Raw genomic sequence first — 18,427 nt, 5'->3', positions numbered from 1 at the left:
ACGAGCGGAGCACCGCGAATCGTTCCCGTGTGTCCGCGTTTCTCATGGGACGTTCATACGCGGCGCCGTCAGCCGTCCAGCGTCAGGACGACCTCGTCGATCTCCTCGCCGCGCGCGTTCGCGTACCCCCGCGCATGGGCCGTCAGCCGGAACCCGCACTTCTCCAGCACGCGCCGGGAGCCGGCGTTGTCGGCGGCGGCGCGGGCGTACAGCGGGCGCTCGGGCACCTGGGTCACCAGCTCGCGCAGGGCCGCCGTGGCGATGCCGCGGCCCCAGTACGCGCGGTCGATCCAGTACGTCACCTCGCGCTCGTTCGGCTCGCCGTACACCGACGCGCTGCCCACCACGTCCCCGTCCACCAGGACCGTGCGATGTACGGCGTCGGAGGCCCGGATCCGTTTCCAGTGGGCGTCGAAGGCGTCCCGGTCGGTCGGGTCCTGCGAGGTGAAGGCCGCCATGTGCAGGGCTTCGGGATCGTTCATCTGCCGGAAGAACACCGGCAGATCACTGTCGTGGACCTCTCGGAGCGTGATCTGCATGCCTCAGAGCCTACGGGTGGCCAGTGTCAGCCGGTCCCGTGCGTCGAACAGCGCGTCCTTCACCATCTGTTCGTGCGCCGGGGTGAGCCGGGCCACCGGCACCGAGCAGCTGATCGCGTCCCGCGCGGGGGTCCGGTAGGGGATCGCCACGCCGAAGCAGCGCAGCCCCAGCGTGTTCTCCTCGCGGTCCACGGCGAAGCCCTGCTCCCGCACCAGGTGCAGCTCCTCGATGAGCTTCTCCCGGTCGGTGATCGTGTTCTCGGTGAGCGCGGGCAGTGTCTCCGGGAGCATCTTGCGGACCTGCTCGTCGGTGTAGGTGCTCAGCAGCGCCTTGCCGAGGGAGGTGGAGTGCGCCGGGAGCCGGCGGCCGACCCGGGTGAAGGGCCGCAGATAGTGCTGCGACTGCCGCGTGGCCAGGTAGACCACGTTCGTGCCGTCCAGACGCGCCAGGTGGATGGTCTCGGTCGTGTCGTCCGACAGCCGGTCCAGCGTCGGACGCGCCGCCGCGACCACCTCGTCGCCGTCGATGTACGACGTGCCGACCAGCAGCGCCCGCACCCCGATGCCGTACCGCGTGCCCGTCGCGTCCGTCTCCACCCAGCCCAGCTCCACCAGCGTGCGCAGCAGCATGTAGAGGCTGGACTTCGGATATCCGACGGCCTCCTGGACCGCCGCGAGGGAGTGCATGCCGGGGCGTCCGGCGAAGTATTCGAGCAGTTCAACCGTCCGTACCGCGGACTTGACCTGCGCCCCGCCGCCCGTCTCGCCTGCCGACATCGCCCTTGACCCCTTCGTTGGACGGGAAATAGTCTCCAACAGCATATTCACCATCAGAGACAGCGTTCAGTATATCGAACGACCCTGGTGGATGACCTAGGAACTGTGTGGAGGGACCCGCGGTGGCAGCAGCACCAGTCTGGAGTGTCGACCCCCGAACCGGGAAGCAGCGTGAGCAGGTTGCCGTGGAGGCTACCGCCCAGGAGGTGGACGCCACCGTCCGGGCTGCGCACGACGCCCGTGGCGCCCTCGCCGACCGTACGGTCCGCGCCGCTTTCCTGCGTACCGCGGCCGACAAGCTGCAGGCCGCCAAGGACCAGCTCGTCGAGGCCGCGGACGCCGAGACCGCGCTCGGCCCGGTCCGGCTCACCGGCGAACTCGCCCGCACCAGCTATCAGCTGCGGGCCTTCGCCGACATCGTCGACGAGGGCGCCTTCCTCGACGTCGTGATCAACCACCCCGACGACACCGCGACCCCGCCGATCCCGGACCTGCGCCGCTACAAGGTGCCGCTCGGCGTCGTCGCCGTCTACTCGGCCTCCAACTTCCCCTTCGCGTTCTCCGTCGCCGGCGGTGACACCGCGAGCGCGCTGGCGGCCGGCAACCCGGTCGTCGTCAAGTCGCACCCCGACCACCCGGGCCTGTCCGAGCTGGTCGCGGCGGTCCTGCGCCGGGCCGCCGCCGAGCACGGCATCCCCGAGAGCGTGCTCGGTCTCGTGCACGGCTTCGAGGCCGGTATCGAGCTGATCAAGCACCCGTTGATCGCCGCGGCCGGCTTCACCGGGTCCATCCGTGGCGGGCGGGCCCTCTTCGACGCGGCCGCCGCCCGTCCGGTCCCGATCCCCTTCCACGGCGAGCTGGGCTCCCTGAACCCCGTCGTCGTCACCGAGGCCGCGGCCGCCGAGCGCGCCGAGGCCATCGGTACGGGCCTCGCGGGCTCCATGACGCTGGGCGTCGGCCAGTTCTGTGTGAAGCCGGGCCTGGTGCTGGTGCCGTCGGGTGCAGCCGGTGACGGCGTGGTCAAGTCCCTCACGGACGCCGTCAGCGACACCGACGCGGGCGTGCTGCTCGACCACCGGATGCGGGACAACTTCATCGCCGGGGTCGCCGAGCGCGCCGGACTGGCCGACGTGGAGACGCCGGTCACGCCGGGCTCCGGCGGTGACCACACGGTCAGCGCGGGCTTCCTGACGGTGCCGGCGGACAAGCTGGCCGCCGAGGGCGAGCACGATCTGCTCCTGGAGGAGTGCTTCGGTCCGGTGACGGTCGTGGCGCGCTACGACGACGACGCGCAGGCGCGGGCCGTGCTGTCGCGGCTGCCGGGCAATCTCACCGCGACGGTGCATCTGTCGACCGAGGAGACCGAGGGCAAGGGGCGTGGCACGGAGATCCTGGCGGAGCTGACGCCGCTGGCGGGGCGTGTGCTGGTCAATGGGTGGCCGACCGGGGTTGCCGTGGCGGCGGCTCAGCATCACGGCGGTCCGTACCCGGCTACGACGTCCACGTCGACGTCGGTCGGTGGTACGGCTATTGAGCGGTGGATGCGGCCGGTTGTCTATCAGACGACGCCGGAGGCTCTGCTGCCGGTGGAGTTGCGGGATGACAACCCGTTGGGGCTGCCTCGTCGGTTCAACGGGCAGCTGGAGCGATAGCGCCGCGCCGTAGGGGTGCGGGGTTGTGTGGCGGCTGCGGGTTCGTTGTGGCTGGTCGCGCAGTTCCCCGCGCCCCTAGGTTTCTCGACCCACCCTGAGATAGTTGGCTGATGGACATCGAGCTTCCCGAACTGCCCTTCCGCCTCCGCACTTACGGCCCCGATGGGCACTGGTCCTACGAGGACGGTGTGCTCAGTGGGTGGGCCGGGCCGCGGCAGGACCGGTTTGTGCCGCCGACCGCCGAAGGGCTCGACCCAGCCTCCGACGCGCCGCGGCTGCTGGGGGCGCCCGAAGGGGACTTTCAGCTCATCGCCCGTGTCACCGTGGGGTTCAACGCGTCCTTCGACGCGGGTGTGCTCTACGTCCATGTCGGCGACCGGGCCTGGGCGAAGCTCTGTCTGGAGTACTCCCCGGACGTGGCCACCATCTGCACGGTGGTCACCCGGGGGCACTCCGACGACGCCAACTCCTTCACCGTGGAGGGAAGTTCGGTGTGGCTCAGGGTGAGTCGCACCGGCCGCGCCTTCGCCTTCCACGCCTCCCGGGACGGCGAACGCTGGATATTCGTCCGGCTGTTCACCCTCGACGACGAGAAGAAGAGCGACGCCGCCCTCGTCGGCTTCATGACCCAGTCCCCGATGGGGGAGGGCTGCGTCGTGACGTACGACCACCTGGAGTTCAGGCCCGAGTGGCCGAAGGACCTGAGAGACGGAAGCTGAACAGCCAGGTCACCGCGAACAGGGCCGCACCGATCCCGAGGCTCTGCCGCATCCCCTCGATAAACCCGTGGGAGACCAGCGTCCCGAACACGGCGATCCCCAGCCCTCCCGCCGTCTGGCGGGCGGAGTTGAGGACGCCGGCCGCCAGCCCGGCCCGCTCCGCCGGCACCGCCTCCATCATCAGCGACGTCAGGGGCGGCACCGTCAGGGCGCAGCCGACGGACAGCGGGATGAGCAAGGCCGCCACCAGGGTCGCGGGGGTCCCCTCGTCGACGCACACGAGCAGCAGCAGGAGACCGGCCGTCGCCAGGCCCTGGCCGATCAGGATCGGCACCCTCGGCCCGTAGCGCCCCGCCAGCCGTCCCGCGGACACGTTGGACGCCGCGATCAGCCCCGACATCGGCAGGAACAGCAGCCCGGCGTACAGCGCCGAACGCCCCTGGACCTGCTGGAAGAAGAGGGAGAAGACGAACACCACCCCGTAGAAGGCCACACTGCACGCCACCCCCGCCGCGACCGCCACGGAGACGGCCCGGGTACGGAACAGGCCCGGCGGCACCACCGGATGCGGCTGCCGCGCCTCGACCCGCACGAAGAGAACGCCCGACACCACCGCCACCGCCAGCGCCACCAGCCCGGTCGCCCCGCCCTCGATCACCGCGAACGTCAGCGCCGTCAAGGTCACGATCGCCGTCAGCTGCCCGGGCAGGTCGAGAGGGGCCGGCCGCCGCTCCGACCGAGGGGCCCGCACCAGCAACGCCAGCGCCACCGCCCCCAGCGGCAGGTTGATGAAGAAGATGCCCCGCCAGTCCCAGGCCGTCGTCAGAGCACCGCCCGCCACCGGCCCCAGGGCGACCGCCACCGAACCGCCCGCGGCCCACGCGGCCACCGCACGCGCCCGGCGCGCGGCGTCGGGATACGCCTGCCGTACCAGGGCCAGCGACGCCGGAAGCACCACGGCCGCCGCGACGCCCTGCACCGCCCGGGCGCCGATCAGCACCGCCAGGTCCGGTGCCAGCCCGCAGGCCGCCGAGGCGAGGGTGAAGAGCAGGATGCCGATCGCGTACGCCCGGCTCGCCCCGGCCCGGTCCGAGAAGGCGCCGGTGGACAGCATGAGCGCGGCGAAGGCGAGGGTGTAGGCGTCCACCACCCACTGCAGGCCCGCCATCTCGCCACCGAGCGCCGAGCCGATGGCCGGGAGGGCCACGTTCACCACGGACGCGTCGAGGGTGATCAGCGCGAAGCCGAGAAGCGCGGCGACAAGGGTGGTGGCGGGAGAGGTCCTCATGGACTGCGACTCCCCGGAAGGAGCGGTGAGTCGACGTTTCCTGGCCAAGTGATTACCGGACATGCCCTCCATGCTGCGGATCTCCGCCGACGTACAGTAGTGGCCTGAATGCCATACCTCCGGAGGTTCTGGCCATGCCCCGCGCCCCGCACCGTGTCGTCGTCATCGCGCCGTCGCCGGTCTCGCTGTTCAACCTGGCCATCCCCGAGATGCTCTTCGGGAAGGTCGAGGTGGACGGCGGCCAGGGGTACGAGGTCGTGGTCTGCACCCCGGACCCGGGTCCCGTCGCCACCACCGGCGGCCTCGCCCTCCACATCGACCGGGACCTGGACGCGGTCGGGGGCGCCGACACGGTGGTGGTGGCCGGGACGGGCCACCACTACGCCCCCGACCCGCGCACCATCCACGCCGTGCGCGAGGCGGCGGCGGCCGGCAAGCGCGTGACCTCCATCTGCAGCGGCGCCTTCGTGCTGGCCGAGGCGGGCCTCCTGGACGGCCGCAGCGCCACCACGTACTGGCAACTGGCCGACGAACTGCGCGACCGCTACCCGTCCCTGGACCTCCAGGGCGACGTCCTGTACGTACAGGACGGCCAGGTCCTCACCTCCTCCGGCTACGCGGCCGGCATCGACATGTGCCTGCACATGATCCGCACCGACTACGGCGCCGCGGTCGCCAACGAGGTGGCCCGCCTCTCCCTGGTCGCCCCGGTACGGCCGGGCGGCCAGACCCAGTTCACCCAGACCCCGCTGCCCCCCGAACGCGGCACGGCCTGCGCCGACACCCGGGGCTGGGCCATGCGCCACCTCGACAGGCCCCTCACCCTCACCGACCTCGCCCGTCACGCCGGTGTCTCGGTGCGCACCCTCACCCGCCGCTTCCACGCGGAGAGCGGCGTCAGCCCCCTCCAGTGGCTCCTGCACCAGCGCATCGAGCGCGCCAAGGAACTCCTGGAGACGACCGCCCTCCCCATGGACCAGGTGGCCCGCTCCTGCGGCCTCGGCACCGCCGACTCCCTCCGCGCCCACCTGGTGCGCCGCACCGGTCTGACACCGAGCGCCTACCGGGCCCAGTACACCCGCCTGGGAACCGGGCCGACCGAGGTCACGTCCTCCGTTGCATGATCCATGACAGGGCCCTGGGAGCCAGGGTGATCCGGACCGCCGTACCCGCCGAGGCGGAGGTGGTCGCCGCGCTCCACGCGCGCGCCCGGGCCACGTACTACCCCGACGGCGTCCCGGACGACGGCACCGACTGGCTCGCCGCCTGGCAGGGCGCCATCGCCCGGCCCGACGGCCATGTCCTGTGCCTGGTGGACGACGGGCGCGTCGTCGCGCTCGCCTCCTTCCGTACCTCCGAGGGAGCCCCGGCGGAGACGGTCGAGCTCTTCCAGTTCCACGTCGACCCCGACCGGTGGCGCTCCGGCCTCGGCACCGCCCTGCACGCGGCGTGCGTCGAGCAGTGGCGGGCCGACGGCAAACGGACCGCCGCGCTGGCGGTGCATGTGGACAACGCGCGCGCCCAGGCCTTCTACGCACGCCAGGGCTGGACCCGTCACCCCGTCGAACCGGGGCACCACCATCTGCGCATGACCCTGGCGCTGACCGGGGAATGAACCCCACTCCTTGAACGTTCACCGATTAATCGGAGGCCGTCTCCGTACCCCGTGCGACCTGGAAAGAGCCGAAGACATGCGCGTCGAGATCTGGAGCGACATCGCCTGCCCCTGGTGCTACGTGGGCAAGGCCCGCTTCGAGAAGGCGCTCGAGGCCTTCCCGCACCGTGACCAGGTCGAGGTGGTCCACCGCTCCTTCGAGCTGGACCCGAACCGCGCCAAGGGCGACGTCCAGCCGGTGATCAGCATGCTGACCAAGAAGTACGGCATGAGCGCGGCGCAGGCCCAGGCCGGCGAGGAGAACCTCGGCACGCAGGCCGCCGCGGAGGGCCTGGAGTACCGCACCCGGGACCGCGACCACGGCAACACCTTCGACATGCACCGCCTGCTCCACCTCGCCAAGGCGCGGGGCCGGCAGGACGAGCTCGTCCAGCTGCTCTACCGGGCCAACTTCGCCGAGGAGCGGTCCGTCTTCTCCGAGGGCGAGGAGCGGCTCGTGGAGCTGGCCGTCGCCGCGGGCCTGGACGCGGACGACGCCCGCGCGGTCCTCGCCGACCCCACCGCCTATGCCGACGACGTCCGCGCGGATGAGCGCGAGGCCGCCGAACTCGGCGCGAACGGCGTGCCGTTCTTCGTCCTCGACCGCAAGTACGGCATCTCCGGCGCCCAGCCCGCCGAGGTCTTCACCCAGGCGCTGACCCAGGCTTGGGGCGAGCGCCCGCCGCTGACACTGATCGAGGACCACGGCGCGGAGGCCTGCGGCCCCGACGGATGCGCGGTGCCGCAGCACTGAGACGGCGCAGGTCGGGAGGGACCCATAAGGGTTCCTTAGGGGAACCACGTAAAAAATCGCAATGGACTAATGCTTCGAGCGGCTCCACAGTGGACGCATGGAGACCTTCGAGAGCCTCGTCCGTTCCGAGTTCGCCCCGAAGAACACCTATCTGAACACCGCGTCCAGCGGTATGCTCCCCGCCCGCACCGTGACCGCCCTGACGGAGGCCACGAGGATCCGCGCCGAGGGCAGGCCGCTGGACCCGCTGTTCGAGGACGTGGAGGCGGCCCGCGCGGCCTTCGCCCGGCTGGCCGCGGTGCCGGCGCACCGGGTGGCGGCCGGCGCCTCCGTCTCCACCTACTCCGGACTGGTCGCGGCCTCGCTTCCCGCGGGCGCCGAAGTCCTCACCGCGGAGGACGACTTCACGTCCGTCGTGAACCCCTTCCACGCCCGGGGCGACCTCAAGGTCCGCATCGTCCCCCTGGAGCGGCTCGCCGAGTCGGTCCGTCCGGAGACCGCCCTCGTCGCGGTCAGCGCCGCCCAGTCCGCCGACGGCCGTGTCGCGGATCTGCCCGCGCTGCGCGAGGCCGCCCGGGCGCACGGGGCCCGGACCTACGTCGACTTCTCCCAGGCCGCCGGATGGCTGGCCATGGACGCGACCGAGTACGACTACACCGTCTCCACCGGCTTCAAGTGGCTGCTCGGTCCGCACGGCGCCGCCTTCCTGGTGGTCCCGGAGGACTTCGGCGCCCTGACCCCCCTGTTGGCCGGCTGGGTGGCGGGCGAGATCCCCTGGAACAGCTGCTACGGTCCGATCGCCGAACTCGCCCACTCCGCCCGCCGGTTCGACATCAGCCCCGCCCTGTTCAGCTACGCCGGCCTGCGCGCCTCCCTCTCCCTGATCGAGGAACTCGACGTGGCCGCCATCCACGCCCACGACCTCTCCCTGGCCGACCGCTTCCGCGCGGGCCTCGCCGCCCTCGGCCACGAACCGGTGCCGGCCCCCGGCTCGGCGATCGTCTCCGTCCCCGGACTCGGCGCGCGACAGCCCGCGTTGAGCGCGGCGGGCATCGAGGTCTCCGACCGCGCGGGCAATCTGCGCGCCGCCTTCCATCTCTACAACACCACCGCGGACGTCGACCGCCTTCTGGACGCCCTGTCCGTCTGACCTACGGCGCGCGAACCATTGGCCATGGCCCGTTGTCGTGAACCGCTGGCGCGGGCCCGGCGAGGACGCTAGGAAAGGCACCAGGGGTGGTGGTGCCGGTGGAAAACGCGGGCGACACGTCCGTGCGGCCTCCCGTCGACAAGGAGCTGCACAGGCGGCTGGTGTACGGCGACGAGTCCGCGCTGACCGAGGCGTACGAGGCGTACGGCGGCCTGGTCCGGCGGGTCGCCGTACGGGTCACCCGCAGCCCGGGCGCCGCCGAGGACGTGGCGCAGGAGGTCTTCACCCACCTGTGGAGCAGGCCGTACGCCTTCGACGCGGACCGCGGCACCCTGCGCACCTGGCTCTCCATGCTCGCCCACCGGCGGGCCGTGGACTGGGTGCGAGGCGAGGCCCGGCACCGCAAGGCAGTCGGCGCCGACGACCTGGCGCTCCAGGCCATCCCCGAGCCCGGTCCCGGCCCCGACGAGACGGTCGTCGACCGGGAACGCGCCCTCCTGCTCCACTCCGCCCTCGCCGAACTCCCGCAGACCCAGCGGGAGGTGGTGCACCTGGCCTACTTCGGGGGCCGCAGCTACCGGCAGGCCGCGGTCGAACTCGGCATCCCCGAAGGGACGGCCAAGACACGGCTGCGCACGGCGTTACGTACCTTGGCCGACTCTTTGGCGGACCCGCCCGATCCAGCGCTGGAAAGAGGCGCATGATGGCAGGAGACCTCGCGCGAAAGGGGGGCGTCCGGTGACCACCGAACACGACGGCGTACGCGACCTGCTGGCCGCCTGGGCCTTCGGGGCCCTGGACCCGGCCGACCGCAGAACGGTCCCGCTGCACCTGGCCGAGTGCGAGAGCTGCGCGGCGGAGGCGCAGCGGCTGCGCGAGACGGTACGACTCCTCGACGGCCCCGCGTCGAACGGCCCGGACCGCCCTGCCGCCGGCATCCTCTCCGGCGCCCTGCGCACCCGCCCCGCCGCACCCCTGGTCGCGCCGCACGCCGCCCCGTACGCCGCGGCGGTAACCGGCCTCAAGGCGCTGCTGCCCGAGATCGAGGGCCGCTGGTCCACCCCGGTCGTGCACGACTGGGACGTGCACGCGACCCTCGCCCATCTCCTCGCCGCCGACGAGCACCTGGCGCGGCTGCTCGGCCTGGGCACCCGTCTGCCGCTCTCCCGGATCCCGCCCGACACCCACTGGGGGGAGGCCTGGAACGCGCGGACCGCCGAGGTCATCGCCCACGAGTACGGCCGTACGCCCGAGGAGACCGTCGCGGACTGGGCGGCGCAGGCGGACGACCTGCTCACCGCGCCCGAGGCCCTCGATCCCGAACCGGCCGCCCGCGCGGTGACGTTGACGGGCGTACGGCTGCCGGTCGCCGACCACTACGTGGTGCGCGCCTTCGAAGCATGGATCCACACCGACGACATCGGCCGCGCCCTCGGACTCGCCGTCCCGCCGCCGCCCGAGGCGCACCTGTGGCAACTGGTCCGTCTGGCCGTCCGCATCCTCGGCCTGGCCCTGGGCCGGGACGCCGCGCCGGTGCTGTTCTCGGTCACCGGCGGCGAGCAGTGGGTACTGGGTTCGCAGGACGATCCCGTACGGGCCGAACTCACCCTGGATCCCGTCGACTTCTGCCTGCTGGTGGGCGGCCGCCACACCCCCGACGAGGTACCGCGCGGCACCTCGGGCGACGAGGATGCCGCCCGGAACGTACTGGACCGGGCGTCCCGGCTGGCCTGGCTCTGAGCGGTCTTCTTCGCGGAACCTTCGAAGCCCCCGACCGCAAGACGTGCTACGGCGGGGGCGTCGAAAGGCCGGACGGAGTGCCCGGTGCTCAGCGGACGGGAGTGAAGTCCCGCGCGCCGATGAACTCGGGCCGGCGGATCGGTGCCGCGAACGGCTCCACGGCCGCGTTCTCCACACTGTTGAACACGATGAACACGTTGCTGCGCGGGAACGGCGTGATGTTGTCGCCGGACCCGTGCATGCAGTTGCAGTCGAACCAGGTCGCCGAACCGGCCTTGCCGGTGAACAGCTTGATGCCGTACTCACCGGCCATCGCGGTGAGCGCCTCGTCCGAGGGCGTGCCCGCGTCCTGCATCTGCAGCGACTCCTTGTAGTTGTCCTTCGGCGTGGCCCCCGCGCAGCCGAGGAACGTACGGTGCGAGCCCGGCATGATCATGAGCCCGCCGTTGGTGTCGTAGTTCTCCGTCAGGGCGATGGAGACGGACACCGTCCGCATGTTCGGCAGCCCGTCCTCGGCGTGCCAGGTCTCGAAGTCCGAGTGCCAGTAGAAGCCGGAGGCACCGAATCCGGGCTTGACGTTGATCCGCGACTGGTGGACGTACACGTCCGAGCCGAGGATCTGCCGGGCCCGGCCCACGACCCGCTCGTCGCGCACCAGATTCGCGAACACCTCGCTGATCTTGTGCACCTCGAAGACCGAGCGGATCTCCTTGGACTTCGGCTCGATGATCGAGCGCTCGTCCGCGCGGATGTCCGGGTCGGTGACGAGCCGCTCCAACTCGCGCTGGTAGACGGGGACTTCGTCGGGGCCGATGATCTGGTCGACGGCGAGGAAGCCGTCGCGCTCGAACGCCTCCAGCTCGCCCGTGGCGATCGGTCCCGGCGCGCCGGGGGCCGACCAGACGACCGGGTCCTTGCGGGGCGTCGACACCTCGGTGGCGCCGCGGCTGGGATAGAGATCGGTGACGGTGGTGGTCATGGGTGCGGTCACACCTCCTCGGATTCGGGTTCGGTGAGCAGCGGGTAGACGCCGTTCTCGTCGTGGTCCTCCCGGCCGGTGACGGGCGGGTTGAACACGCACAGGCAGCGGAAGTCCTCCTTGACGCGCAGCGTGTGCCGCTCGTGTCCGTCCAGGAGGTACATGGTCCCGGGCGTGATCGAGTGGGTCAGCCCGCTCTCGTGGTCGGTCAGCTCGGCCTCGCCCTCGACGCAGACGACGGCCTCGACGTGGTTCGCGTACCACATCGACGTCTCCGTACCCGCGTACAGGATCGTCTCGTGCAGCGAGAAGCCGACCCGCTCCTTGGCGAGGACGATGCGTTTGCTCTCCCAGGTGCCGGACGCGGCCTTCACATGGCGGTCGGTGCCTTCGATGTCCTTGAACGAACGGACGATCACGGTGCTGCGATGCCTCCTATGTAGACGGTTGGTGCAGAGGGTGGTTCAGACGGTTTCCCGTACGGAGCGGGCCAGGACGCTCAGTCCCTCGTCCAGCTCCTCCGGGGTGATCGTGAGCGCCGGAAGCAGCTTCACGACCTCGCTCTCCGGGCCCGAGGTCTCGATGAGCAGCCCGAGCTCGAAGGCGCGGTGCGCCACCCGCCCGGCGCGCTCCTTGTCGTGGAACTCCAGGCCCCACACCAGCCCGCGCCCGCGGTACTCCTTCACATCGGCGAGGTTCTCCTCGGTGATGGAGATGAGGGCCTGCTCGATCTGCTCACCGCGCTTGCGGGTCTGCTTCTCCATCGCGGAGCCGTCCGCCCAGTACGTCTCCAGGGCGGCGGTGGCGGTGACGAAGGCGGGGTTGTTGCCGCGGAAGGTGCCGTTGTGCTCACCCGGCTCCCAGATGTCCAGCTCCGGCTTGAACAGGCAGAGGGACATGGGGAGGCCGTAGCCGCTGATCGACTTGGACACGGTGACGATGTCGGGCGTGATGCCGGCCTCCTCGAACGAGAAGAAGGCCCCCGTACGTCCACACCCCATCTGGATGTCGTCGACGATGAGCAGCATGTCCTGCCGCTCGCACAGCTCGGCGAGCGCCTGCAGCCACTCCTTGCGGGCCACGTTGATGCCGCCCTCGCCCTGCACGGTCTCGACGATCACGGCGGCCGGCTTGTTCAGTCCGGAGCCCTGGTCCTCCAGGAGCCGCTCGAACCACAGGAAGTCCTCGACCGTGCCGTCGAAGTAGTTGTCGAACGGCATCGGTGTGCCGTGCACGAGCGGGATGCCGGCGCCGGCCCGCTTGAAGGCGTTGCCGGTGACGGCGAGCGACCCGAGGGACATCCCGTGGAAGGCGTTGGTGAACGAGACGATGGCCTCGCGTCCCTTGACCTTCCGCGCCAGCTTGAGCGCGGACTCGACGGCGTTGGTGCCGGTCGGGCCGGGGAACATGACCTTGTACGGCAGGTCGCGCGGCCGCAGGACGATGTCCTGGAAGGTCTGCAGGAAGGCCCGCTTCGCGGTGGTGGACATGTCGAGCCCGTGCGTGACGCCGTCCCGCTCCAGGTAGTCGATCAACGCCCGTTTCAGGACGGGGTTGTTGTGCCCGTAGTTCAGGGAACCGGCGCCCGCGAAGAAGTCCAGGTACTCGTGGCCGTCCTCGTCGACCATGCGGCTGCCCTGCGCGCGGTCGAAGACGGTGGGCCAGCCGCGGCAGTAGCTGCGCACTTCGGACTCGACGGTCTCGAAGACACTGAGGTCGGGCTGGGTGATGGTCACGAAGAATCGCTCCTCGGTGCGTGGGGGAGTGCGTTCGGGTCGTCGCGGGTCGTCAGAGGGAGAGGGGGCCGATGCGGTACAGGACTTCGGGTTCGTGCGGCCCGTCGGGGAACAGGCCCGCGTCGAAGAGCACCTCACGCTCCAGGTCGGCGTCATGACGCTCGGCGAAGGCGCCGAACAGCCGCTCGGAAGCGGTGTTGCCGGGCGTGATGGTGGTCTCGACGGCGGTGATCCGCTGCTCCGCCGAGGCCCGCACGGCCAGGGCGTCGAGCAGCGCCGCGGCGAGTCCGCGCCCGCGGTACGCCTCGTCCACGGCCACCTGCCAGACGAGCAGGGTGCGCGGACGGTCCGGCCGCAGGTACCCGGTGACGAAGCCGACCGGCTCGCCGCTCCCGTCCCGCGCGACGGCCGACGTCGCGGCGAAGTCGCGACACCACAGCAGATAGCTGTACGACGAGTTCAGGTCGAGGACCTTGGAGTCCCTCGCAATCCGCCACAACGCGGCGCCGTCCGCGACGGTGGGTCGGTCGATTTTCAGTTCTGCTGTCGTGTCTGCTGGTGCGGCAGTCATGCGAATTGAATTTACCCAGGGAAATTCAAAATTGCATCGCCGGATGGGGTTACGGGTCGGCGGTGCATGTGTTATCACGCGGGCGCGGGCGGACGCGTGAAAGGTGCGAGGTATGGCCGGTTTTGACCACATCAAAGGGGGCAAATCACCCGCGATGTGTAACGCGTCACAACCATGTAACCCCCATGAGATCTGCCCGAATTCATCCGGTTGGCGTTCGCAAAATCTTTGCGTTTAGGACGAGAGAAAGCGGGCAGAAGAATACGGGAAGCTGCTCTGGAATGAATTCCAGAATTATCCCTGAATTAGGTTCCGGTTACCCCGTCGATTCGTTCCCGCAAGATGTCGGCATGTCCGTTGTGCCGGGCGTACTCCTCAATCATGTGGATAAACACCCACCGCAGACTCACCTCCATCCCGGGAACGGGCCCCTCCATGACCCGCCCGGTGTCGTCCAGCGACCGCCCGGCGACGATCTCGCGGCCCCGCGCGATCTCCCGCCGCCAGACACCGAGCGCGTCCTCGAGCGTGCGGGCGGGATCGAGTCGGTACCCGGTCGCCTCACCGAACACGGGCGGCACATCGAGCCCCGCGACCACCCGCTGGAACCAGTTCCGCTCGACCTCCGCAAGATGCTGCACCAGCCCGAGCAACGTCAGCCCGGACGGCTCGGCCGACGCCCGCCGCACCTGCTCGTCGTCCAGCCCCGCACACTTCAGCTCCAACGTGGCCCGATGAAAGTCCAACCAGCTCTCCAGCGTGGGGAGTTCACCGCCGGTGACGAGGGGGATGGGGCGCCCGTCGGGGAGGATGTGGGGAGTGTCGGTGCTCATGCGGCGAGCATGGCACGGCACCACACCACGCCGAAACGTACATTTCAGCCCCGCCCGCACCATCGGACCCGCCCGGCACCCGAGACCGAGAGCTTGCCTTCCAGCCCGTCCGGCGTTTGAGGACGAGGCCCCTCAAAGGGCCGACGGGGGTCTGGGGGCGGAGCCCCCAGGGATCGGGGTCGAAGGGGCGGCGCCCCTGGAGGATGGGACGGGTAGGGGCGGCGGGGGCGAGAAAACCGGCCCCCGCCCGAACCACGCACCTACCGCCAGCTGTCCTCCACAGCCCGCAGCGCCCCCTCCACATCCACATCCAGCCCCCGCTCACCCAACGCGGCCCCCAGCGCCGCGAGACTCGCCCGCACAGCCCCCGGCGTCGCGTCCGCCCCGTAGTGGTTGACCCGGATCATCTCCTTGGCCAACGCACCCCCACCCGCAGCCACCGGCAGCGCCGGATCCGACCCCAGCGCCCGAGCCACCAGCTCCGACGCCACCACCCCCGCCGGCGCCCGCAGCGTCGTGGCCACCGGCGCCGCGTCCCGCGCCTCGTACACATACGGCTCGAGCCCGCCCCCCAGCGCCACGACCCCCGCCCGCACCGCCGCGGCCGCGGACGCGTGGCGAGCCATCACCGCATCGAGCCCGACCGCCTCGATCCGCTCGACGCAGGCCTCCAGCGCCAGCATCTCCAGCTGCGCCGGCGCGTGCAGCAGCGCCTTGCGCCCGCCGTCGACCCACCGCTCCTTCCAGTCCAGCAGGGAGAGGTACGACCGCCGAGGCGCCTGCGGATTCGCCGCCATCCGAGCCCACGCCCGCGAGCTCACCGAAACCGCCGAGACACCCGCCGGCCCGCCCATCGCCTTCTGCGCCCCGATCACACACAGGTCGACACCCCACGCGTCCGGCAGCACGGGTTCCGCCCCGATCGAGGCGACGGCGTCCAGGTAGAACAGTGCTCCGTGCGACCGCACCACCTCCCCGATCTCCGCGACCGGGTTGGTGTTGCCCGTCGCCGCCTCCGCGTGCACCAGTGAGACGAAGTCGATCGACGGATGCTCGGCGAAGGCCTGCCGGATCTGCTCCGCGGTCACCGCCGTGTGGAACGGCACCGCCAGATCGATCACGGTGGCCCCGCAGTCCCGCAGCCAGTCGCCGAAGGTCTGCCCGTACGGCCCGGTGATCACGTTCAGCGCCACGGTGCCGGGCCCCGCGGTCGCCCGGATCGCCCCCTCCAGCGGCAGCAACGCCTCCCCCTGCATGATCACGACATCCTGCGAGGTGTTCAGCAGCCGCGCCACGCGGTCCTCGATCGTCGCGAAGTGCGCCGCGCTGAGCGGGGGCAGGTCCAGGAAGGGGTGCGTCACAGTGGTGCTCTCTTCACTCACGGGATCAACGAATCGAGGGTAACCGGCACCCTGGGCACCCCGGCCCGCCACCGACTTCTTAGGTCAGACGGCTGTATAACCATCGGTTTGATTTGAGGGTCTCAAACTTCTCCTTATAATCGGAACCCGATATCCGGAACAGACAGTTCCCTCACAGGAGGCTTCCCCGTGAAGACGATCCTCGGGCGTCGGACCCGCGTCCTGGCCGCCATCACCGCGACGGCCGGGCTCGTGCTCGTGGCCGGCTGCTCCTCGGACGACGACGGCGGCAGCGGCACCAAGACCGCCGCCGGCGGTGTCGAGCTCGTCAAGGCGGGGCAGCTCACCACCTGCACCCACCTTCCGTACCCGCCCTTCCAGTCCGAGATCGACGGCAAGGTGCAGGGCTTCGACGTGGCGCTGATCGACCTCGCCGCCAAGGACCTCGGCGTGAAGCAGGAGATCCTCGACACACCGTTCGAGAACTTCAAGACCGGTGCGTTCCTCAACTCCGGCGAGTGCGACCTCGCGGCCGCCGGCATGACCATCACCGACGAGCGCAAGAAGAACGTCGACTTCTCGGACCCGTACTTCGACGCCACCCAGGCCCTCCTCGTCGACAAGGGCAGCGGCATCACGTCCCTCGCCGACGCCAAGTCCAAGAAGGTCGCGATCGGCGCCCAGGCGCAGACCACCGGCGAGGACTACGCCAAGAGCCAGGGCTTCGACCCGGTCTCCTTCGAGTCCTCCGACGCCGTCCTCAACGGTCTGCGCTCCGGCCAGGTCAAGGCCGTCGTCATCGACTACCCGGTCGTCCAGGGCTGGCTGAAGACCAAGGCCAACGCCGACGCCTTCCAGGTCGCCGAGCAGATCAACACCGGGGAGCAGTACGGCTTCACGGTCAAGAAGGGCAACACCAAGCTCCTCGCCGCCATCAACAAGGCCCTCGCCGAGGCCAAGTCCGACGGCACGTACAAGACGCTGTACGAGAAGTGGATCGGCCCCTACGACGAGTCCGCGGCCTCCGCGTCCCCGTCCGCCTCATGACGAGCTCCGACGCACAACTCCAGCCTCGCAAGAAGGGCCTGACCCGGAGTCAGAAGCGCCGCCTGTCGCGCGGCGCCCAGTACGTCGTGTTCGTCGCGGCCGTCGTCGCCTTCGCGGCGTCGGCCGACTGGGACCGGCTCAAGAACCAGTTCGCGCAGTGGGACATCGCCGAGCAGATGTTCCCCGACGTCATCACGCTCGCGCTGAAGAACACCGTGCTCTACACGCTGTCCGGCTTTGTGTTCGGACTCGTCCTCGGCATGGTCATCGCGCTGATGCGGCTGTCGTCGGTGGGCCCGTACCGCTGGTTCGCCGGTGTGTACATCGAGATCTTCCGCGGCCTGCCCGCGCTGCTGATCTTCATCTTCATCGGTGTGGCCGTACCGCTGGCCTTCCCGGGGACCGAGATCCCCGGCGGCACCTACGGCAAGGTCGCGCTCGCGCTCGGTCTGGTGGCGGCCGCGTACATGGCCGAGACGATCCGCGCGGGCATCCAGGCGGTGCCCAAGGGGCAGCTGGAGGCGGCCCGTTCGCTGGGCTTCTCGCCCGCGCGGGCCATGGTCTCGATCATCATCCCGCAGGCGTTCCGGATCATCCTCCCGCCGCTGACCAACGAACTCGTCCTGCTCTTCAAGGACTCCTCGCTGGTCCTCTTCCTCGGCGTCACCCTGGAGGAGCGCGAACTGTCCAAGTACGGCCGCGACCTGGCCAGTACGACCGCCAACTCCACGCCGATCCTCGTCGCCGGTCTGTGCTACCTGCTGGTGACGATCCCGCTCGGCTTCGTCGTGCGCCGTATGGAGGCGAAGGCCCAGGAGGCCGTGAAATGAGCCGACCGGAAATCGAAGTCCGCCAACTGCACAAGTCGTTCGGCGACAACGAGGTCCTCAAGGGCATCGACCTGGAGATCGGCCAGGGTGACGTCGTCTGTGTCATCGGCCCCTCCGGCTCCGGCAAGTCCACGCTGCTGCGGTGCGTGAACCTCCTGGAGGAACCCACCGAGGGCCGGGTCTTCGTCGGCGGTACCGAACTCACCGACCCCGATGTCGACATCGACGCCGTACGCCGCCGTATCGGCATGGTCTTCCAGCAGTTCAACCTCTTCCCGCACCTCACCGTGACCGAGAACCTCACGCTGCCCCAGCGCAGGGTGCTCAAGCGGGACAAGGCGCAGGCGGCGAAGGTGGCCGCCGAGAACCTGGAGCGGGTGGGCCTGTCCGAGAAGGCGAACGCCTACCCGGCCTCCCTCTCCGGCGGCCAGCAGCAGCGGGTCGCGATCGCCCGCTCGCTGTCGATGGGCCCCGAGGTGATGCTCTTCGACGAGCCGACCTCGGCATTGGACCCGGAGCTGGTGGGGGACGTGCTCGCGGTGATGCGGATGCTGGCGCGGGAGGGCATGACGATGATGGTCGTCACCCACGAGATGACGTTCGCGAAGGAGGTCGCCGACCGGGTGGTCTTCATGGACGGCGGAGTGATCGTGGAGGACGGCACCCCGGCCCAGGTCATCACCAATCCGGCCCACGAACGCACGCGCCACTTCCTGTCGCGGCTGCTGGACCCGGCGATGGCCGAAGTCGAGGAGGAGACGTCCGACCAGGTCGGCGACGGTGGCTGATTAAGCTCC

General features: G+C 70.3%; 20 protein-coding genes. 11 read left to right on the top strand and 9 right to left on the bottom strand.

Going from position 1 to position 18,427, the window contains the following annotated elements; genetic code table 11:
* Positions 1 to 68 precede the first annotated feature (68 nt).
* Together OG381_RS13440 and OG381_RS13435 are read right to left on the bottom strand one after the other, a co-directional pair.
* Entirely contained in the window at positions 69 to 539 is a 471-nt protein-coding gene (locus OG381_RS13440) for a GNAT family N-acetyltransferase (protein ID WP_327716338.1), read from the bottom strand.
* 3 nt (positions 540 to 542) lie between these two features.
* Positions 543 to 1,316: an IclR family transcriptional regulator gene (locus OG381_RS13435; RefSeq protein ID WP_327716337.1), complete on the bottom strand. Its 774-nt coding sequence runs from the start codon at positions 1,314 to 1,316 to the stop codon at positions 543 to 545.
* 122 nt (positions 1,317 to 1,438) lie between these two features.
* On the opposite strand from OG381_RS13435, the gene OG381_RS13430 reads away from it, so the two are divergent.
* Both OG381_RS13430 and OG381_RS13425 read left to right on the top strand, forming a co-directional pair.
* Positions 1,439 to 2,968: an aldehyde dehydrogenase (NADP(+)) gene (locus tag OG381_RS13430; protein ID WP_327716336.1), complete on the top strand. Its 1,530-nt coding sequence runs from the start codon at positions 1,439 to 1,441 to the stop codon at positions 2,966 to 2,968.
* A 110-nt stretch (positions 2,969 to 3,078) separates the two neighbouring features.
* Positions 3,079 to 3,687: a DUF1349 domain-containing protein gene (locus OG381_RS13425; RefSeq protein WP_327716335.1), complete on the top strand. Its 609-nt coding sequence runs from the start codon at positions 3,079 to 3,081 to the stop codon at positions 3,685 to 3,687.
* Here OG381_RS13425 and OG381_RS13420 read toward each other — a convergent pair.
* Complete coding sequence (locus OG381_RS13420) at positions 3,647 to 4,975, bottom strand: MFS transporter (RefSeq protein ID WP_327716334.1); 1,329 nt, start codon at positions 4,973 to 4,975, stop codon at positions 3,647 to 3,649. The genes OG381_RS13425 and OG381_RS13420 overlap by 41 nt on opposite strands.
* A gap of 134 nt (positions 4,976 to 5,109) precedes the next feature.
* On the opposite strand from OG381_RS13420, the gene OG381_RS13415 reads away from it, so the two are divergent.
* From OG381_RS13415 to OG381_RS13390, 6 genes are all read left to right on the top strand, one after another.
* Positions 5,110 to 6,099 carry a GlxA family transcriptional regulator gene (locus OG381_RS13415; protein WP_327716333.1) on the top strand — a complete coding sequence of 330 codons (990 nt, stop codon included), beginning with the start codon at positions 5,110 to 5,112 and terminating at the stop codon, positions 6,097 to 6,099.
* Positions 6,096 to 6,590: a GNAT family N-acetyltransferase gene (locus tag OG381_RS13410; RefSeq protein ID WP_327716332.1), complete on the top strand. Its 495-nt coding sequence runs from the start codon at positions 6,096 to 6,098 to the stop codon at positions 6,588 to 6,590. Before OG381_RS13415 ends, OG381_RS13410 begins: the two co-directional genes overlap by 4 nt.
* A gap of 76 nt (positions 6,591 to 6,666) precedes the next feature.
* Positions 6,667 to 7,383, top strand: coding sequence for a DsbA family oxidoreductase (locus tag OG381_RS13405; protein WP_327716331.1), 717 nt, complete (start codon positions 6,667 to 6,669; stop codon positions 7,381 to 7,383).
* Between the two features lie 97 nt (positions 7,384 to 7,480).
* Positions 7,481 to 8,533: an aminotransferase class V-fold PLP-dependent enzyme gene (locus OG381_RS13400; RefSeq protein WP_327716330.1), complete on the top strand. Its 1,053-nt coding sequence runs from the start codon at positions 7,481 to 7,483 to the stop codon at positions 8,531 to 8,533.
* A gap of 86 nt (positions 8,534 to 8,619) precedes the next feature.
* On the top strand, positions 8,620 to 9,237 hold the full coding sequence (locus OG381_RS13395) for an RNA polymerase sigma factor (protein WP_327716329.1): 618 nt from the start codon (positions 8,620 to 8,622) through the stop codon (positions 9,235 to 9,237).
* Positions 9,238 to 9,271: 34 nt separating this feature from the next.
* Entirely contained in the window at positions 9,272 to 10,273 is a 1,002-nt protein-coding gene (locus tag OG381_RS13390) for a maleylpyruvate isomerase family mycothiol-dependent enzyme (protein ID WP_327716328.1), read from the top strand.
* 88 nt (positions 10,274 to 10,361) lie between these two features.
* Here the strand turns inward: OG381_RS13390 and thpD are convergent, their stop codons facing one another.
* The 6 genes from thpD to OG381_RS13360 form a co-directional block, all read right to left on the bottom strand.
* Positions 10,362 to 11,252 (bottom strand): ectoine hydroxylase, encoded by an 891-nt coding sequence (gene thpD / locus OG381_RS13385; protein WP_327716327.1) that lies wholly within the window; start codon positions 11,250 to 11,252, stop codon positions 10,362 to 10,364.
* 8 nt (positions 11,253 to 11,260) lie between these two features.
* Positions 11,261 to 11,671, bottom strand: coding sequence for an ectoine synthase (locus OG381_RS13380; protein WP_327716326.1), 411 nt, complete (start codon positions 11,669 to 11,671; stop codon positions 11,261 to 11,263).
* Positions 11,672 to 11,716: 45 nt separating this feature from the next.
* Positions 11,717 to 12,988 (bottom strand): diaminobutyrate--2-oxoglutarate transaminase, encoded by a 1,272-nt coding sequence (gene ectB / locus OG381_RS13375; protein WP_327716325.1) that lies wholly within the window; start codon positions 12,986 to 12,988, stop codon positions 11,717 to 11,719.
* 52 nt (positions 12,989 to 13,040) lie between these two features.
* Complete coding sequence (ectA, locus tag OG381_RS13370) at positions 13,041 to 13,559, bottom strand: diaminobutyrate acetyltransferase (RefSeq protein WP_327716324.1); 519 nt, start codon at positions 13,557 to 13,559, stop codon at positions 13,041 to 13,043.
* A gap of 305 nt (positions 13,560 to 13,864) precedes the next feature.
* Positions 13,865 to 14,392 (bottom strand): DinB family protein, encoded by a 528-nt coding sequence (locus OG381_RS13365; RefSeq protein WP_327716323.1) that lies wholly within the window; start codon positions 14,390 to 14,392, stop codon positions 13,865 to 13,867.
* Between the two features lie 260 nt (positions 14,393 to 14,652).
* Positions 14,653 to 15,753, bottom strand: coding sequence for a pyridoxal-phosphate-dependent aminotransferase family protein (locus OG381_RS13360; RefSeq protein ID WP_327722453.1), 1,101 nt, complete (start codon positions 15,751 to 15,753; stop codon positions 14,653 to 14,655).
* Positions 15,754 to 15,942: 189 nt separating this feature from the next.
* Here OG381_RS13360 and OG381_RS13355 point away from each other — a divergent pair, with 189 nt between their 5' ends.
* The 3 genes from OG381_RS13355 to OG381_RS13345 are packed head-to-tail and all read left to right on the top strand — an operon-like array spanning position 15,943 to position 18,418.
* Positions 15,943 to 16,800, top strand: coding sequence for an ABC transporter substrate-binding protein (locus OG381_RS13355; protein ID WP_327716322.1), 858 nt, complete (start codon positions 15,943 to 15,945; stop codon positions 16,798 to 16,800).
* A complete protein-coding gene (locus OG381_RS13350; RefSeq protein WP_327716321.1) occupies positions 16,797 to 17,630 on the top strand; it encodes an amino acid ABC transporter permease in 834 nt (277 codons plus the stop codon). Before OG381_RS13355 ends, OG381_RS13350 begins: the two co-directional genes overlap by 4 nt.
* Positions 17,627 to 18,418, top strand: coding sequence for an amino acid ABC transporter ATP-binding protein (locus tag OG381_RS13345; protein ID WP_327716320.1), 792 nt, complete (start codon positions 17,627 to 17,629; stop codon positions 18,416 to 18,418). The genes OG381_RS13350 and OG381_RS13345 overlap by 4 nt, the downstream gene beginning before the upstream one ends.
* The last annotated feature ends 9 nt before the right edge of the window (positions 18,419 to 18,427 follow it).

The organism is Streptomyces sp. NBC_00490 (genome assembly GCF_036013645.1).
Lineage (GTDB): Bacteria > Actinomycetota > Actinomycetes > Streptomycetales > Streptomycetaceae > Streptomyces > Streptomyces canus_F.
The sequence above is the reverse complement of the archived record's forward strand: the minus strand, read 5'-3'. Positions and strand labels throughout refer to the sequence as shown.

Bases quoted from the DNA above. Each gene is read 5' to 3' on its own strand.
- OG381_RS13425 (WP_327716335.1), top strand. From the start codon at position 3,079: ATGGACATCGAGCTTCCCGAACTGCCCTTCCGCCTCCGCACTTACGGC.
- OG381_RS13345 (WP_327716320.1), top strand. From the start codon at position 17,627: ATGAGCCGACCGGAAATCGAAGTCCGCCAACTGCACAAGTCGTTCGGC.
- thpD (WP_327716327.1), bottom strand. From the start codon at position 11,252: ATGACCACCACCGTCACCGATCTCTATCCCAGCCGCGGCGCCACCGAG.
- OG381_RS13400 (WP_327716330.1), top strand. From the start codon at position 7,481: ATGGAGACCTTCGAGAGCCTCGTCCGTTCCGAGTTCGCCCCGAAGAAC.
- OG381_RS13440 (WP_327716338.1), bottom strand. From the start codon at position 539: ATGCAGATCACGCTCCGAGAGGTCCACGACAGTGATCTGCCGGTGTTC.
- OG381_RS13350 (WP_327716321.1), top strand. From the start codon at position 16,797: ATGACGAGCTCCGACGCACAACTCCAGCCTCGCAAGAAGGGCCTGACC.
- ectA (WP_327716324.1), bottom strand. From the start codon at position 13,559: ATGACTGCCGCACCAGCAGACACGACAGCAGAACTGAAAATCGACCGA.
- OG381_RS13415 (WP_327716333.1), top strand. From the start codon at position 5,110: ATGCCCCGCGCCCCGCACCGTGTCGTCGTCATCGCGCCGTCGCCGGTC.
- OG381_RS13410 (WP_327716332.1), top strand. From the start codon at position 6,096: ATGATCCATGACAGGGCCCTGGGAGCCAGGGTGATCCGGACCGCCGTA.
- OG381_RS13365 (WP_327716323.1), bottom strand. From the start codon at position 14,392: ATGAGCACCGACACTCCCCACATCCTCCCCGACGGGCGCCCCATCCCC.
- OG381_RS13420 (WP_327716334.1), bottom strand. From the start codon at position 4,975: ATGAGGACCTCTCCCGCCACCACCCTTGTCGCCGCGCTTCTCGGCTTC.
- OG381_RS13405 (WP_327716331.1), top strand. From the start codon at position 6,667: ATGCGCGTCGAGATCTGGAGCGACATCGCCTGCCCCTGGTGCTACGTG.
- OG381_RS13435 (WP_327716337.1), bottom strand. From the start codon at position 1,316: ATGTCGGCAGGCGAGACGGGCGGCGGGGCGCAGGTCAAGTCCGCGGTA.